The sequence below is a fragment of the Dawidia cretensis genome (genome assembly GCF_018598175.1).
GTDB classification, from domain to species: Bacteria; Bacteroidota; Bacteroidia; order Cytophagales; family Cyclobacteriaceae; genus Ohtaekwangia; species Ohtaekwangia cretensis.
In genome coordinates, this window is sequence record NZ_JAHESE010000013.1 from 13656 (window position 1) to 31279 (window position 17624).

The window sequence follows — 17624 nt, forward strand, 5'->3', positions numbered from 1 at the left end:
TATTTACGGTTCTTCGTCCATAAACAAATACCGCTATGACCACACGAAGAACCTTTCTCTCTATGAGTCTTAAAGGAACCGCGGTAGCATCACTGATGCCAATCCTACCCGCACTCGCCGAAGATGCTGCCGCCGTTCCACAAAGCGCCACCAGCCGTAGCACCGCCGATAAATTTAAACCCAGCCTGCGTTATGGCCTCGGGGGTGTCGCCATCGGCAATGCGTTTCGCCCCACCACCGAAATTCAAGCGCAGCAAACACTGGAAGGTGCCTGGGATGCCGGCGTTCGTTACTTCGATACGTCACCCTGGTACGGCCTCGGCCTGAGTGAGCGACGCTTCGGGCACTTTCTACACACAAAAAAACGTGATGAGTATGTATTGTCGACGAAAATCGGCCGGATACTAACCGGGTCTAAGGATGTGCCCAAAACGATGTGGATCGAGCCCTCTCCATTCAAATACGCGTATGACTATAGCGCCGCTGGCACGCGTCGTTCCATTGAAGACAGTCTGCAACGGCTTGGCATCGAGAGCATCGACATTGTCTATATACACGACCTCTCGCCCGACAACGAAGACATGAAAGATAAATGGACAGAATACTTCAAGACCGCCCAAAACGGTGCCATGAAGGAGCTCACCAAGATGCGTGAGGAAGGTCTGATCAAAGCGTGGGGCCTCGGCGTAAATACCATTGATCCAATTTTGAAGACACTGGAAGTAGCAGACCCTGACATCTTCCTGTCGGCTACGCAATATTCGCTCATCTCGCATGAAGATGCTGTGAACCGGTTGTTCCCGGCAGTAGAGAAGAAAGGCGTTTCATTGGTCATGGGCGCGCCGTTGAACTCAGGCTTTCTGGCAGGCATAGATCGCTATAATTACAAAAGTGAAATACCGCCGGGCTTCCGCGAGAAACGCGAGCGGCTCAGTAAGTTGGCCGAACAACACGGCACCGACTTGCGCACCGCCGCCCTGCAGTTTGCCGCTGCCCCATCCGTTGTGGCTGCGGTCATACCGGGCACGCGGTCAGCAATACAGGCCCGGGAGAATGTAGAATCTATGAAAGTGAAGATACCGGCCGAGTTTTGGGCTGCGCTCAAAAAAGAGAAACTTATCGTCGCCAGCGCGCCGGTGCCCAAATAAAAGCGCACAAATAAAAAGGTCTCTGTGTTGAGAGACCCTTTTATATTCAGCTTACTGCTGAAGTGCTAAGATGACCCGATCAATGAATAATGACACGTTGCGTCCGCACCTCATTGCCTACTTCTAGTACAATGAAATATAAGCCCGCGGGTATTTGCTGCAGCGAGGCTGCGAACTCAAAGTCCGTTGCGTGGTGTATCTCGCGATTGACTAATGCTACCCCGCCAGAGAAGCTAAGCATCCGTACTGTACCAGAAGTTTCTTCCTGAAATGTAGCCCGTATGGTAAATGCTCCGTTGCTCGGGTTCGGGGATACCGTGAAAGCCGATACAATGGAGGCTGGTGCTCGGCCTGCTTCCACGGGGCGCTCGCCGAGGATGGTAATAGTCTTGGTATATTCGTCCAGGCATTCACCGAGGCCCGTGTTGATGGTCACATTAAAATCACCCGATTCCTTGAATACAAGCTCCGCATAGTCTTCGTGCTCCACCAGCATGATCGCTTCCGTCGGCAGGACCCACGAGATGCCTTCCGGCAGCGGCCAGCTTACATCGACTACCACTACCGTATCGCCCCGGTAAGCCTCGGCGGCCATCAGGAAGTCGGCTTGTAGCAGATCGTCGGAGGTCTTCAGTGTGAAGTTATCCGCACCAACGCAACCATTGGCTGTAACAACCTGTAAGGTATAGGTCGCTGGCTGTGACAACACCACTTCGCGTTGGTCGCTCGTAAAGCCTTCTGACGAAGACCAGGTATAAGTAGCATTATCTTCCTCTGCACGGACTGCCAGCTTCTGCCCCACGCAGATGGTGCGGTCACCTCCTGCATCTACGATAAACAACGGCGGATCGGCCACCGTGATCGGCGTGCCCAGGATACATCCGCGAGGATCTGTTACCGTTACATTGTAATCGCCGGCGCGTAGATCGCTCCGAAGCGTGCCGGTTTCATTGTTATCCCACAGGTAGCTATAGCCACCAGGGTTCCCACCAAACGCTACAATCGCAATGTTTCCGTTTTCATCGCCCAAACAAAGAGGCTGCGTCACCGTATAGTCGAGCGCCAGTTTTGCCGGGAAGGGTACATCGTATATTTCCATGCCGCCGCAACCACGCGCGTCACGTACTTCTACCCAGTGCTCGCCGCCGGTTACATTCACAATGTCGGTGGTCGTTTCCTGTGTATCCCACAATACCGTGTAGGGCGGCAGCCCCTGGTCGATCGAAATGCCGATGGCCCCATCATTACTTTCATAGCAGGTAAGCTCTTTCAGTAATGTATTAGTAATACGTGGGCCGTCCGAGTCGTTGATCGTAATCGTGATGTTTTTCTGACATCCATTGCCATCGGTAGCGAAGGCTTTATACCGGCCGTTTGCCAGCGAAGAGACCGTGGCGCCCTGCGCAATCTGTACGTTCTCGTTCTTCACATTGTACCAGGTATATAGAAAATCCGCTACGCCACCTTCGGCCTCCACTTCGGCCGAGCCATTGGCTTTTCCACACGAGGTATCGACCTTCCCTTTCGCCAACAATGTTATATCCCCGGGTTGTGTAAGCTTAGCCGGCACCGACGTTGTACAGCCGTTTGCATCACGCATTTGTACGGTATAGTCAGCTGCTTTGAGGCCGCCCACGACCGGACCAGCATTCCAGTTTGTATTGTTCACAGAATATTCATAGTCACCCACGCCACCTTTAGGCGTCAGCTCTATCGCGCCGGTGCTGCCGTCATAGCAAAGGATGTGGGTCAGCGTTTTTACTGTCACGCCTACAGCAGCCGGCTCGATTACTCGCAGATCGGTGGCCTCCACCGTGCAGTGGTGTTTGTCGGTCACCAACACCGAATATGTGCCGGGCGGCAGGTTGCTGACATCTTTCGTAGTCGCCGTGTTAGACCATGCGTATACAAAAGGCCCTGTGCCGCCGTTTACTGTCAGCGCAATGGCCCCGTCGGTTGAACCGGCACAGTTCACACCGGCGCCGTGGTATTCGGTTACGACCGGCGCAAGCGCCAGCTTACCGGGCTGCTGCAAGTGGCGGTCAAAAGTTTCGGAACACCCTTTGATATCTGTGATCGTCACGAAATACGTGCCGTCTCCTTTGCCACTAATGTCTTCTGTCGTTTCGCCCGATGACCACAGGAATGTAAGCGTGCCCGTGCCACCTCCGGGCGTGAGGTCCAGCGCACCGTCTGCTTCACCAAAACAACTGATGGGAGTTGCCACGCTGATCGGGCCGGTGATCGTTGGCCGGATGTCGACAAACGCCGGCCTGGTGACCACACAGTCGTTGGCATCGCGCGTATAGACCGTATAGCTTTTGGATTTCAGTCCACCGAAGATTACCGGATCTGTCTGAGGCCTGTAGGCCAGGCCGTCGACGGAATATTCCAGGGCGCCTGTTCCCCCGGTGGAAGGCGTAAGCGTGATTATACCGTCTAACTTGTCCACGCAGCTTTCGTCTACGACGGAAGGTGTAGCCATCATGATTTGAGGCTGTTGCGTAATCTCTACCGGTATCTGCGGCGCCTTGCAGCCATTGGCATCTTGAATCGTCACAGTATAGGTACCGGCAGTAAGTCCTCCGATTGCGTTGTTGGTGCTATAGTTCACGTCGTTAACAGAATACCGAAGCGGCGCTACACCACCTGTAGCATTTACAACCGTCAGCACACCCGTCGGGTTACCATAACACAGCACATGGGTAGGCTGAATGGCCCCGACCTGGATCTGGGCCGGCTGAACCAGCGTGATCGGTGCAACCGAGGTCGAACAGTTCAGGTTGTCTTTCACCACAAACGTGTAGGCTACCGTTGCCGAAAGCCCCTGGAATACAGGTTCCGTGGCCGTACCACCCGACGGCGTCACGGCGTTGCCGTTGAGCGTATAGGTCAGCGGCTGCGCGACGTTGGCTACCTGCAGGGTCACCTGGCCATTGGTGCCCCCGAAGCAGGTCACATCTGTAAAACCGTTTACTGTCGCGGTGACAGGGTCTGGCGGTTGGGTAAGCGCCATGGCGGATAGCGTGTTGTCGGTAGTACATCCGTTTGCGTCTTTTACCGACACGGTATACGACGCTGCCGTCAATGCAGTAAATGTATAGGGCGAAGCGGTGGGTGTACCCGCCGCACTGTTGATGGTAAAGGTATAGGGCGACTGGCCGTTGGTGGTGGCAACGGTAATGGCACCGTTGTTACCACCGTAGCAGTTGATGTGGTACCCTCTTATGGACACCGCATTGGCGGAAGCGCTGACGGTAAAGGGATCCGGTCCCGGAATGTCGACATATCCCGTATAATAACAGGGATTGTTGCCGCCCTGGTTTTCGACGATGACCTGGTATAAACCGGCGTTCAGGCCGGCAATAGTTTTGGCTTCCCCTGCGCCTGTTGCGTTGGCTACAGACGTACCGGGACAATAGTCGATGTTGTTGATCCTGATCCGTGTAGGACACGTAACACCGGCCCCGGGATCGTAGGGTACAAGCCTGGTAACAGAATAATTATAGGAACCTGTTCCGCCACTTACCGTGGGAATGGAAATAGCGCCGGTATTGGGTAACGCGGTACAAAACGGTTTAGTAGACGTCAGCGCGCCACTCACCTTCGGACCTTCGGGATAGAGGGTATACGGCGCCGACCATGGACTGGGCAATCCGTTCCAGGAAGAGCCACACGGCGACGCCCCGCCGGAAAGCCTGCCCTGAAAGACAATCTGCTTGCCCAGGTATGCACCCGCATTAGCACCCAATGCTGTTTTCAGGTTAAAGATGAGATCGGCCTGATAGGGAGCTGTTGTTCCATACGGTACCGACAGATAGCCGACGTTACGGACGTCCGAAACCCCTCCCGTTGCAGGATTCCAAACTGCTACATCGATATAATAGCTGGTGCCGCTGCCGGAGTAGTCCAATTTTTCAAACCGCAACGGACACACAATATCCTGATCCAGGCATTGCGGCGTATTCGAAAACACCGGGAGCGTACTCTCCATAGGCGTCAGGGTCACCTGGCAGTCTATTTGATGTCCGCCATTCACGCCCTGATCGTAACGATACCGTCCACCACATCCGTCAGGGTTTGTCAGGGTGACATTCACGGTGTACTGTCTCGTACCACTTTGCGAGCCTGAACAGGTGTACTTTCCACTCCAAACAATCGATGCCATGTTTGGCAATGTACCGGAAACGCTTTCATAGATCGTGGATGTATTCGCATTTACACCGTTAGGAATGTTGTAGGCAACGCCGCCAATGATAATCTTTGTATCCTGCATCGTAAGCGTATAGCACCAGTTTGTCGAGTTATTCCGGGCAAACCAGATATCAACCTTGTATTTTGTAACACGGGGTACTGTCTGCGCAAATGTCAGGCCGACCGCAAATGTTAGCAAGACAATAAGTAAGTAACGTTTAACCATAACTTTTCAATTTATAGTGATAACTGTTTCTGAACTGCACGTTTTAGAATCAATGAATGATGACACGTTGTGTACGCACCTCATCTCCTATTTCCAATACAATAAAATACAAACCCGCCGGTATTTGCCGCAGCGAAGCTGCAAACTCAAAGTCGGTTGCGCTGTGTATCTCCTGATTGATTAATGCCACCCCGCCAGAGAAGCTCAGCATCCGTACCGTGCCTGAAGTTTCTTCACGGAATGTAGCCCGTATGGTAAACGCCCCGTTGCTCGGGTTCGGGAAGACTCTGAAATCCGATACGATGGAGGCTGGCCCGCGGCCGGCTTCCACGGGACGTTCGCCGAGAATGGTAATGGTCTTGGTATATTCGTCCAGGCATTCACCGAGGCCGGTATGAAGGGTGACCGTAAAATCGCCCGATTCTTTGAACACAATCTCAGCATAGTCTTCGTGCTCCACCAGCATGATCACTTCGTCGGGCAGCGCCCACGAGATGCCTTCCGGCAATGGCCAGCTCACGTCCACCACCACCACGGTATCACCCCGGTAAGCCTCTGCGGCCATCAGGAAATCGGCCTGTAGCAGGTCGTTGGAAGTCTTCAGCGCAAAATTGTCCGCAGCAACGCAGCCTTTGGCTGTAACCACATGCAGCGTATACACAGCGGGTTGCGACAGCACCACTTCGCGTTGGTCGCTCGTAAAGCCTTCTGACGAAGACCAGGTATAGGTAGCATTATCTTCCTCTGCACGGATTGTCAGCTTCTGCCCCACGCAGATGGTGCGGTCACCTCCTGCGTCTACGACAAACAACGGCGGATCCGCCACCGTAATCGGCGTGCCCAGGAGACACCCGCGAGGATCTGTTACCGTTACATTGTAATCGCCGGCGCCCAGGTTGCTCCGAAGCGTGCCGGTTTCATTGTTATCCCACAGGTAGCTATAGCCACCAGAGTTCCCGCCGAACGCCACGATCGCAATGTTTCCATTTTCATCGCCCAGACAAAGCGGCTGCGTCACCGTATAGTCCAGCGCCAGTTTTGCGGGGAAGGGTACATCATATATTTCCTGGTTGCTACAGCCGCGCGCATCACGCACTTCCACCCCGTGCTCGCCGCCGGTTACATTCACAATGTCGGTGGTCGTTTCCTTGGTATCCCACAATACCGCGTAGGGCGGCAGCCCCCCGTCGATCGAAATGCCGATGGCCCCATCGTTGCTTTCATAGCAGGTAAGCTCTTTCAGTAATGTATTGGTTATCTGCGGGCCGTCCGAATCGCCGATGATAACAGTGATATTTTTCTGACAGCCGTTGCCATCGGTAGCGACGGCTTTATACCGGCCGTTTGCCAGCGAATAGGCCGTGGCGCCCTGCGCAATCTGTACGTTCTCGTTCTTCGTATTGTACCAGGTATATAGGAAATCCGCTACACCACCTTCGGCCTCCACTTCGGCCGAGCCATTGGCTTTTCCACACGAGGTATCGACCTTCCCTTTCGCCAACAATGTTATATCCCCAGGTTGTGTAAGCTTAGCCGGCACCGACGTTGTACAGCCGTTTGCGTCACGCATTTGTACGGTATAGTCAGCTGCCTTGAGGCCGCCCACGACCGGACCAGCATTCCAGTTTGTATTGTCCACAGAATATTCATAGTCGCCCACGCCACCTTCAGGCGTCAGCTCTATGGCGCCGGTGCTGCCGTCATAGCAAAGGATGTGGGTCAGCATTTTTACTGTCACGCCTACAGCAGCCGGCTCGATCACCCGCAGACCGGTAGCCTCCACGGTACAGTGGTGTTTGTCGATCACCACCACCGAATACGAGCCGGGTGGCAGGTTGCTGACATCTTTCGTAGTCGCCGTGTTAGACCATGCGTATACAAAAGGCTCTGTGCCGCCGTTTACTGTCAGCGCAATGGCCCCGTCGGTTGAGCCGGCACAGTTCACACCGGCGCCATGATACTCGGTTATGACCGGCGCAAGCGCCAGCTTACCGGGCGGCGGCAAGGGGCGGTCGAAAGTTTTAGAACATCCTTTGCTATCTGTGATCGTCACGAAATACGTGCCGTCTCCTTTGCCACTAATGTCTTCCGTCGTTTCACCCGATGACCACAAAAATGTCAGGGCACCGGTACCCCCACCGGGCGTGAGGTTTAATGCGCCGTCGGCGTCACCGTTGCAGCTGATGGGCTTCGCCACCTGGATAAGACCGGTAATCACCGGACGTATATTCACAAACGCCGGTTTGGTTACCTCGCAGGCATTGGCATCGCGCGTATAGACAATATAGTTTTTAGGTCCCAGAAGACCATCGAAAACTACGAGGTCCGATGCTACCTGCGGCTTGTAGACCACGCCGTCGATAGAATACTCCAGCGCTCCGGTTCCGCCGGAAGACGGCGCTAGCGTGATGGTCCCATCAATCTTTTCCGTACAGCTTTGGTCTGTCACCGTTGTCGTACCGAACACAATGGCGGGACGTTGCGTGATCTCCACCTGTGTCTGCGGCACTTTGCAACCATTCGCATCCTGAATGGTCACGGTATAGGTACCGGCTGTAAGCCCTCCGATCGCGTTGTTGGCGCTATAGCTTACATCGTTAACAGAATACCGAAGCGGCGCCACGCCGCCCGAAGCATTCTTCACTGTCAGTACCCCCGTTGGTTTACCGTTACACAGCACATGGGTCGGGTCAATGGACCCGACCTCGATCTTTGTGGGCTGGATTAACGTAATCGGGTCAACCGAGGAGCTGCAATTCAGATTGTCTTTTACTATAAACGTGTAGGCTTGTCCCGCTACCAGCCCTTGAAATAGAGGTTCTGTGACGGTTCCTCCCGACTGCGTAACGGCATTGCCGTTCAACGTATAGGTTAGCGGTTGCGCTACATTCGCCACCGTCAGGGTCACTTCTCCATTGGCACCGCCAAAACAGGTCACATCCTTATAGCCGTCTACCGCCGCCGAGATGGCGCCAGGGGGCTGGGAAAGAAAAATGCCGGTGAGCGGATTGTCCGTAGTACAACCATTCGCATCTTTTACCGATACCGTATACGTCGCGGATGTCAGGGACGGGAAGGTGTACGGTGAAGCAGTGGATGTACCCGATGTACCGTTGATGGTAAATGTATACGGCGCGAGGCCGTTGGTAGTGGTGACTGTAATGGCGCCGTTATCGCCACCGTAGCAGTTGATGTGATATCCTCTTACCGAGAGCGGATTCGGAGAAGCGCTGGCGGTAAATGGATCGGGCGGAGGAACCGTAACGTACCCTGTATAGTAACAGGGATTACCGCCACCCTGATTTTCGACGATAACCTGGTACAAACCGGCGCTCAACCCGATAATAGTTTTGGCTTCCCCTGCGCCGGTTGGGTTGGTCACAGAGGTACCCGGACAATACTCGACATTATCAACTTTGATCCGCGGCGCGGCGCATGTAACACCCGCAGCAGGATCGTAGCGTACAAGCGGAACAATGGAATAATTATAGGAACCTGTGCCCCCGGTTACGGCAGGAACAGTGATCGCGCCCGTATTAGGCAACGCGCTGCAAAATGGTTTGATTGGTACCAACGCCCCATTTACTACGGGACCGCCCGGGTAAATGGCATATGGCGCCGACCAGGCACTGGGCAATCCATCGAAGTAAAAATCGCCTCCACAACCAAGCGTCTCCCCCGACAACCTTGCGCGGAAAACAACCTGTTTATTGACATATAAATCTGTATTGGCTCCTAATGCCTGCTTCATATTAACAATAAAATCACCCTGATATGTTACTGGGGGGTCTTGCCAGCGTAAAAACATAGAGCCAATGTTGCGAATGTTGGAAATTCCCGTAGCCGGATCGTAAATAGCAGCATCCAAATAATACGAACCGCTTCCTCCGATCCGCACCGGACACACAATGTCCTGGTCCAGGCATTGCGGCGTGTTTGAAAATACCGGCTGCGAGAGCTCCATGGGAGTCATACGAACCTCACAAAACATCCCTTGCCCCGTATTGACACCTTGATCATAGTTAGTCTGTCCACCACACCCTGCCGTATTCGGCAGGGTGACATTTACCGTGTATTGTCTGGTACCGCCCTGACCGCCTGTGCACGTATATTTCCCACTCCAGATAATCGTTGCCGTATTCGGTAGTGGACCCGGTATATTTTCAAAGTAAGTCATGACATTATAGGCAGGGCCCTCAGGCATGCTGTAGGTAACGCCGCCAATGATAATCTTTGTCCCCTGTAGCGTAAGGGCGCCGCAATAGTAGCTGTTGCCGGAGATTCGGACGCCAACTTTGTACTTGATAACGTGGGGCGTGGTCTGCGAAAACGCCGCACCAACCAAAAGCAGCAGGAAGACAACGAATAAGTAACGTTTCATAACTTTGCTATTAATACTGAACAATTACTTCCGAGCTAAACGGCGTTTCTGTTCCATCTTTAAAAATTACTTTGATACGATAGGTGTACGACGAGTTGTTGTTCACGGAATTATCCGCAAACCCGCGCGCCGACGCGCCCAGGCTCTTGAACAGCGTAAGCCCCTCCCCGCCCTGACTTTTATACACATAAAACTTCTCGACATCGTTCCAGCCCGGGTAATCCCAGGCAAGCCGAATGTTCTTCGCTGTGCGGTCGGCCAGTGCCGTGAGCGTGTTGATCGGAACACGGTCATTCTTGCGAAGCGCAACAAGCCGTGCTTCCGGTGAAGGAACGGACGTGTTGCCGGCATCATCTATAGCCACCAGCTTGTAGGTATAGCTGGCTTTATAGATTACGCGGGTGTCGGTGTAGGACACAGAGTCCTTGGGAACCTCCGCATAGGATGTCCAGGCGCCAGCGCCTTCACGGCGGTATAGGATCACTTTTACAGCATCGGTGCTGCTGCTCTTTTTCCAGTTGAGCTTTACACCCTGCGCCGTATTCTGCACGGATGCAAAAACCGGAGGCACCGGAGGTACTACGTCGGGCCGTGTAAGCTGCAGGACAGTCGAGAAGGCCGACTCATTAAAGCGTGTATCGACCGCTGTTATTTTGTAGTAGATATATTCATCGAGCGCCTTCAAATTGATCGAGTCAATAAAAGCTGTCTTTTTCAGAAATGTCTTCGTGACCTGCGAAAACTCGTCGTTGCGGAAGTTGGCTTTATAGACACGATATCCCAATAGATCAGGTTCGTTGTTAGCGCCCCACTCCAGACGCACTACGCCGAGCGAGTCGATTGTGCCCTTCGGCACCGCTGGCATCGCCGGTGGAATACTGTCGATCAACTGTACCAGCACCGGGAAGGAGTGGATCTGATCTTTTTGTTTCGTCTCAGCCGTAACACGGTAGTAGGCCGTGGCGCGGGGTGACAGATCGGTATACACCGATACAGGAGGCTTGAGCTGATCTTTGACCACCTGGTAGGGGCCGTCTACGGCATTTGCCCGCCATACGCTGTAGTGCGAAATGCTATGCAGATTTTCTTCGGGCGTGGCCTTCCACTCCAGCTTTACCTGCTTGTTGTCGATCACTTCACTTTTGGTTATTTGCACCTGTACCGCATACCGGCTCACGCCCATGCCCGACACCGACTCCGAGGGTGGTCCCAGCTCGCCAAAAGGCGTACGCCCCCGCACACGGTATGTATAGATCTTGTCGTTCTCCGCCAGCGAGTCGACCTTGTAGGCGATCGGAACAGACTTATTTCCAGGCTCGGTCATCACAAACGGCAGCTTGTTCACCGGTTGAAAGGTTCTGCCGCCATCCGCCGACTTCTCCAATATATAGCTGTTATAGATCCGTTCGTGGTAATGTATGTCCCAGGTAAGGGCCGCCGCCCGATCTTTAAACTCTGCTTTTAAGTCCAGTGGCTGCGGCAGCGCCTCACGGTCATCCGAGCCGATGTATACAAACCCGGTATCGATCTTAATTGGCAGCGCAGTGGCTGGAAAAACTCGGTACAGGTATTTCTCACCGGGCTTTACGGTCTTGTCTTCCCACGCCAGGCCTGCCGCTTTGGCCACACTAAAAGATTGGTCGGCGGCAAAAAGCAGGAATGAAAAACGAAGCTCCATCTGCCGGCTGAGGTTCATGGTTTCGAGTACACTTCGATTGGGATTACGTGTCAGATCAAAATCCTCGCCATAGAGCGCTTGCGCAGCAATAGCGTGGTAGTCGCTGCTATCGACTAGCGTCTGCCAGGTTTTGGCGGGCGCCGGCAGCCACGGCCCCGGGGTAAGCATCACCTTTTCCGGCACCGGCAGCACGCGGCCATCGCGGATTACGGTTACACGCTGCACCTTCACACCACGCTTACGCAGGTATTCCCACGCCATGTCGTTGTCGGGTGCCCAACGCAGTAATATTCGCTTTTCCTGTGCCCGGCCCAGCACCTTGATCGACGCCGGACGGCTCTGCCCCCAGGCGGTGGTATGCAGGCCTGCCAGCAACAACACGATAGCAATCGGCAAAAAATGTTTCATGGAGGGCATTACGGTTTAACAGTATTGATGATTTGAATTTCCTGCTGAGAAGTCACGACATCTTTACCCGGCAGCACATAGCTTACCTTCACCCGGTAGTTGCCTTCGGCAATGGGCGAGAAAGACGCCGTGAGATACGACACCACGCCCGGGTTAGGCGAACCGGCACTGATGTACTTGTTCACCAGCTTGGACTGAATATCACGGAAATCGTATTCGATGTAGTGCATGATGTCGTACACAAAAGCTGCTTCGTTTGTAGCAAAGGTGAATCCATTCGCTTCGGCGACCTGGTCGGTCATCGAAATGTTAGACGGGTATTGACGGATATAGGTCGCGTTGCGCACCGGCGGCACACCCATGGCTTGCGGTGTACGCCATGTAATAACGCCACTCGCATCCAGCGGGTACTCGCGGTAAATTTCCGGTACAACAACATTCTCGAAGAAGGTATTGCCTGCCAGGACAGCTTCAAACCGCACAGTCGGCGAAATGCTACCCTTTCCAAAAATCTCCGACTCGCTAAACATTTCAGCGCCATTCAATGTCACACCCAGCTCATGCACGGCATTGCGGATCGGGCGGCGCCAGGCCGCGGACTGGTTCATCGCGGCAACCTTCGCTGCAAACGTGGGGTACTGGCTGCTCCGCACATAGCTCTGATAGAGGGCCTTCTCTTCAAGCATTTCCATGGTACCGGTTGCCTGCTTGGAGGCGATCTCGATGTCGAGCGATTGTCCTTCCGATTGTATCTTGTCGGTCTTGGCAGTGACGTTCTGATCGATGGACTTTTGCTTTTCCGCCGGTATATTTACCAGCTCCATCTGGTACATCTGGCCGGTGCGCAGGCCCGCAGGCAGGTCGAAGCTCACTTCGCTGTTGCCATATTGCACATCGAAGTATGCCTGGCTGTCGTCGGTTCCCACAAAGCGTCCTTTTTGAATAAAGCGTTTATCCTCGCCGAACAGGTACGGCTGGCCCTGCTTCAGCTTGATATATCCCTTGTTGTATTCCTGCGCATAGAAGTTCACCTGGTTTATCTCGGGGTAGCTATACGCTACGTTGCTCTGCGGGATATAGTCGGGGGCTTCGCCGCTGGTAAAGCTGATGCTTTCGGTTTGGATAACCTTCTTGCCATCGACGATCACCGGGCGCCAGTTGCCAAGCATAAATTCTTCAAAGCTGATCTGTACTTCGGCCTTCAGTTCTTTCTTTGACGGGAAGATATCCGTCGGGCGGAAGGCTACCACGTCGAGGGCATCGTTCCACTCCAGTGTAGCGGGCAGCTCACGCGTGCCATCTTTCACACGGAAATATTCCAGCTTCACGCGGAAGGTCTTCGGCTGCTCGTCCAGGTCTACCAGGCCGAACTCTCTACCCACGGCAAAGTTGAACAGGGTTTGCGGTGTCGTGAACACATCCACATCGGAGGTGCCGTTGTCCGGCGTCAGCTGTGCAATGACCTCCAGGTCCTCCACCACACTGCCTCCGCGCTCGATCTCGCATTTGTCACCCAGGGTGACCTGGAACTTGCAATCGCCTTTCACCAATCCACCCAACACGCTGAAGTGGCCGCCGACCGTCCCCTGCATCCAGATGGGGTTCGGCAGCTGCGCTTGTAGCAACACGGCCGCACCAATGCTCAGGATGCTGATGTTTCGTTTCATACCAAAGACCTTCACCCGTATACCCACGTCGCCGTCGAAATACGCATAGACCTGGCCGTTGGCATACCAACCGTTGATGCCCAGGGGGCCGGAGCCTTTACAGCTCACATTGCCATAGTCTTTCAGCATAATGTCGAAACCGAGGCCGGCTTCAAAGCGGGCGTAGAACATGAGGAAGCTCAGGTCGCCGGTATTGATGCTCAGGCCCGCGCCGAATGCAAAGCCTGCACCGGTACCCAGGGCGTTGAGGTCTTTCATGTAGTCGTAGTCGCCACCGCCCAGAATGCGGGTCACAGCTTCCGGCGGCGGCGGGCTACCCAATATCTTTGTGCCCACCATAAAGTAGCTGGTGGCCGTGGCGCGGATCGGTCCAACGCCCATGCTGATGCCACAACGGTCGTCGGGTGTACCGACGTATACATACCATTCCGACGGCGCAAAGTGCAATACCGACCAGCCGGCACGGCCATTCGGGCCTGCACCTTTAATAATGCCGCCGGCCACATTGATAAACACCTCAAAGTTTCCGTGGAGCACGCGGTTCTCGAAGTCGTAGTCGATCATCACCTTGGCCGAGATCTGACCTTTCTGCCCGGCTTTGTCGCCCACCTCACCAAAAATCTCGGTCATCGAGTTTTCGCTGCCGGCGCTTTTCACCAGACCGAGGGTCTTGTCGGCCATCGTGCTTTCCAGTTTTTTCACTACGCCGGTCATCTTGCTGGTAGCAGCCTTTAGCTTGTCCAGGTTTACGTCCAGCCCGGGCGTTACCAGGTAACCGTTGCCACCGAAGGCAATGTGCCGTACACCACCGGTCTTAAAGAAGGATATTTCAAAGGTCACGTCGGCGTTGAAGGCCTCGGGTTTCGGATACGAGCCGATGCTCACAATGGCCTTGAGGCCAAGCCCCGCTTTGGTGTCGGGTACATAGACCACGCCCGAAGCCGTTCTACCCAGGTCGCTGCCCACGCCCTGGTTGTCCATCTTCATGGCGTAATAGGCGCCACCGCCGAAGCCGTAGATGCCTACGCCAGCGAAGATGGGTATACCCGTCGGGAAGTTGACCATCGCGTCGGCATACCAATAACGCATCTGGTTGACATTACCAAAGATTGCCGTTGCCGTCACTTTCAGACCGGGCGTGAACTCGGCCTTGACATTGCCGTTGAAGCCGTCGCCATACATGACGTCGTTGCGGTAAAAGATCAGGTGCCCGTTGATCTTGAAGGCGCCACCGTCGATATCGACATTGATCTCATTTACCTGTATCGTCTTGAACTTCCACCGCTGCAGCCCCTGGCCTTTATCGAGGTTGCCCACCAGGGTCAGCCCCGCGTCGGCCGCAAAGGAACCCGAGCTCTCGCCCACCAGGTTGAGCTTGAGTGTAAAGTCAAGTCCTGTTTCCGTGTCAGATATACTCTTCAGACCAATGTCCTGGATGCTGATAGGAAAGCCCGCCATGCGCTGTTGCAGCGCTTCCGAGCCGAACGTGAAGTTTCCTACTTTCAGGTAAGGCTTGACCGACTGGATTTCGAGATTCTCGAACGTGATGTTAGCAAGCTCCACACCCTGGCCGCCTTCACTCAGCTTGGCGGCGATCGTCATCTGGCCGTGCAGGTTTGCCTTCGGCTGGAACTTGCCATTCTGGATTTTAATATCCAGGTAAGAAGCGTCGTAAATCACGACTTTACCCGCGCCCCAGAGGGGGAACGTCATATCCTCTGCCGGCGATACATTAAAAATATAGTTGCCGCCGGTGTTGATCAGCGCCGTATACTCAAAAGGCCGATCTTCTTTGCCGATCGGGATCACAATGCCGCCATTGAACTTCGCCTCCACCAGTTGGTTGGCTTCCAGCTCGACGCTGAGCTCTTGCAAGGAGAAGGCCCATCCGTTCATGTCGCCCTGCTCCATGGGAATCAGGTTACGGCCGGTAAACTTGCCACTCAAACCCAGGTTGTCGATCAATACATTTTCTGCGCTAAAGCTTGTGCGGCCGGTCGCTCCTTTCTTCTGAAACTCCGGGGGCAGGCTCACCGTCAGCTCACGCAGGAAGAAGCCGCGCCACAGGTTAGCATTCTCGGGTAGCATCTGCGTCGACTGGTAGCCCGCGGGGAATACCACGGCCGGTGCGTTGCGCACGTCGCTAAAATCAAATACAGCATCGCGCACGGCGAAACCTACACCATTCAAACCTGTTACCTGGAAGGGCGGCAGGTCGAGCTGTACCACCAGGTCATTCCAGCTGGTAAGCGTCGTTTTAAAGCCAGTTTGTACCTGGCCTTCAGCCACGGTGCCGTTAGCATTTTCAGGGCGGATCAGGTCGCGCGAGAATTTTACTTCCGCATCGAGCCCGAGCTCGCGGAAACCGTCGCAGTCCATGACTGCATAACAGCCCTGCCCGGAGCTGGTGCCTTTCAGCAACAGCTGCACTTTATTACCATTGAAGTTTATACCGTAGTCGCCCAGCAATTCCAGGCGTGCATCGCCCACGATACCTCCTTGCTTGGTAAATTTTATACCGCGGGCCATGAAGGTCAGCACCTGCTCGTTCTGCGGCACTTTGAACTGCAGAAACACATCCAGCTCGGCATGGGTGGGTTTCAGGCGCATTGCATGGATGGCGATTTCGTATTCGATGCCGCCGATCGAACGCGAGATGCCGACGGGCAGCTCAAACTGCGACGCATCGTGCAGGTCGGTAATGTAATTCTTTGCCGTGTGTACTTTGTCCATCACGGACCGCGCCAGGTCGATATACCGTTGAATGGAGTCGTTTTCCACCGGCATCATGCCTTCGGTCAGCACGTCGGGCGCCTCGCCTACATTCCAGGGAGCGACAGACGATGGCTGTAACATGAACACTGAGTCTTTATGGACCCGCAGGCTATCACCAGTAGCCGCGACGGCCCGAAGGCCCGGCACCAGGGCCACAACGAGTAAGGCAACTAAGTATAAACGTTTCTTCATCTTCATGATTTTATACATCCGACAAGCACTGAATTCAGTATTTGTTTTTATTCACTTTATAATCGGGGGTTGCTTTAAACCAGTCGCGTACGATCTGCAACGCCGCCACGTAGTCTTTTGCGTCGATGTCGCCACTGGCATCTACTTTCAGCGGATAGCCCTCGATGGCCGGCGCAAGCATCTCCATCACACGATAGCCACACGGTATGCGCGCAGGGTGCTCGGCATCGGCTGAGTTGCAATTGGCCTCGGTGCTGTTTAATACCGTTACCAGGTAGTCGATCAATTCTTTGTTTCGGGTATATACCAAGTCAGGAAAGACCTCGTAGACCACTTCATCGTTCACGGGCAGGCGGCGCAGGCGGCTCATGATATTCTCAAGAGAATAACCATCGCCCATACGCGCTAACGCCAGCATGGCTGACCAGCGGTCTTTCTTTGATGCGCTGCTTTCCTGGGCAATCGCGCGCAGGTCGTTCCGTATGGTGGCGACCTCCAGGTAGCCGACCAGCCGGGCAATTTTATCCAGGTGTGGGGCTCTTCTCTTCAGCAGTGCCACCAGCGAGTCCTGTGCTGACGGCGCAAAATCTTCGCGGAGAAATTCCGGCAGGTAGCCCATCGCAAGGCCGGCATTTCCGGCATTTGTATCGCGCGCGCCTTGCATCAGTTTCTGCACGGCATCCTGGCGCAGGTGTGCCTGCCGGGCATTGATTCCCGCGAGCTGCGCAATAGCATAGGCTTTGCCGCGCACCGCCACCGCCGTGTCCGTCAGAAAAGGCGTGAGCGCCGCGAGCGTAGCTTTGCTGTTTTCAGTAATAGAGAGCTGCTTGGGTATCGCCGGATATTTACCGGAGCGTACTTCGCCGAAATAGGCAGACAAGGTGCCCGCAATGTCCTGCGCATGGCAAACACCGGATACCATCAGGGCAGCAAAAAACAATACTCTTTTAACCAT

6 protein-coding genes are annotated in these 17624 nt (G+C 54.4%); 1 reads left to right on the forward strand and 5 read right to left on the reverse strand.

Translation table 11 applies throughout. The features are described from left to right. Nucleotides 1-35 precede the first annotated feature (35 nt). Entirely contained in the window at nucleotides 36-1148 is a 1113-nt protein-coding gene (locus KK062_RS14255) for an aldo/keto reductase (protein ID WP_254084983.1), read from the forward strand. Nucleotides 1149-1227: 79 nt separating this feature from the next. Here the strand turns inward: KK062_RS14255 and KK062_RS14260 are convergent, their stop codons facing one another. The 5 genes from KK062_RS14260 to KK062_RS14280 are packed head-to-tail and all read right to left on the reverse strand — an operon-like array spanning nucleotide 1228 to nucleotide 17624. After that, nucleotides 1228-5568 (reverse strand): T9SS type A sorting domain-containing protein, encoded by a 4341-nt coding sequence (locus KK062_RS14260; protein ID WP_254084984.1) that lies wholly within the window; start codon nucleotides 5566-5568, stop codon nucleotides 1228-1230. A 49-nt stretch (nucleotides 5569-5617) separates the two neighbouring features. Then, nucleotides 5618-9949, reverse strand: a complete 4332-nt coding sequence (locus tag KK062_RS14265) for a T9SS type A sorting domain-containing protein (RefSeq protein ID WP_254084985.1) — start codon at nucleotides 9947-9949, stop codon at nucleotides 5618-5620. A 10-nt stretch (nucleotides 9950-9959) separates the two neighbouring features. Beyond that, nucleotides 9960-12035: a fibronectin type III domain-containing protein gene (locus KK062_RS14270; protein ID WP_254084986.1), complete on the reverse strand. Its 2076-nt coding sequence runs from the start codon at nucleotides 12033-12035 to the stop codon at nucleotides 9960-9962. Between the two features lie 8 nt (nucleotides 12036-12043). After that, nucleotides 12044-16669, reverse strand: coding sequence for a hypothetical protein (locus KK062_RS14275; RefSeq protein WP_254084987.1), 4626 nt, complete (start codon nucleotides 16667-16669; stop codon nucleotides 12044-12046). Between the two features lie 34 nt (nucleotides 16670-16703). Then, entirely contained in the window at nucleotides 16704-17624 is a 921-nt protein-coding gene (locus KK062_RS14280; protein WP_254084988.1) for a hypothetical protein, read from the reverse strand.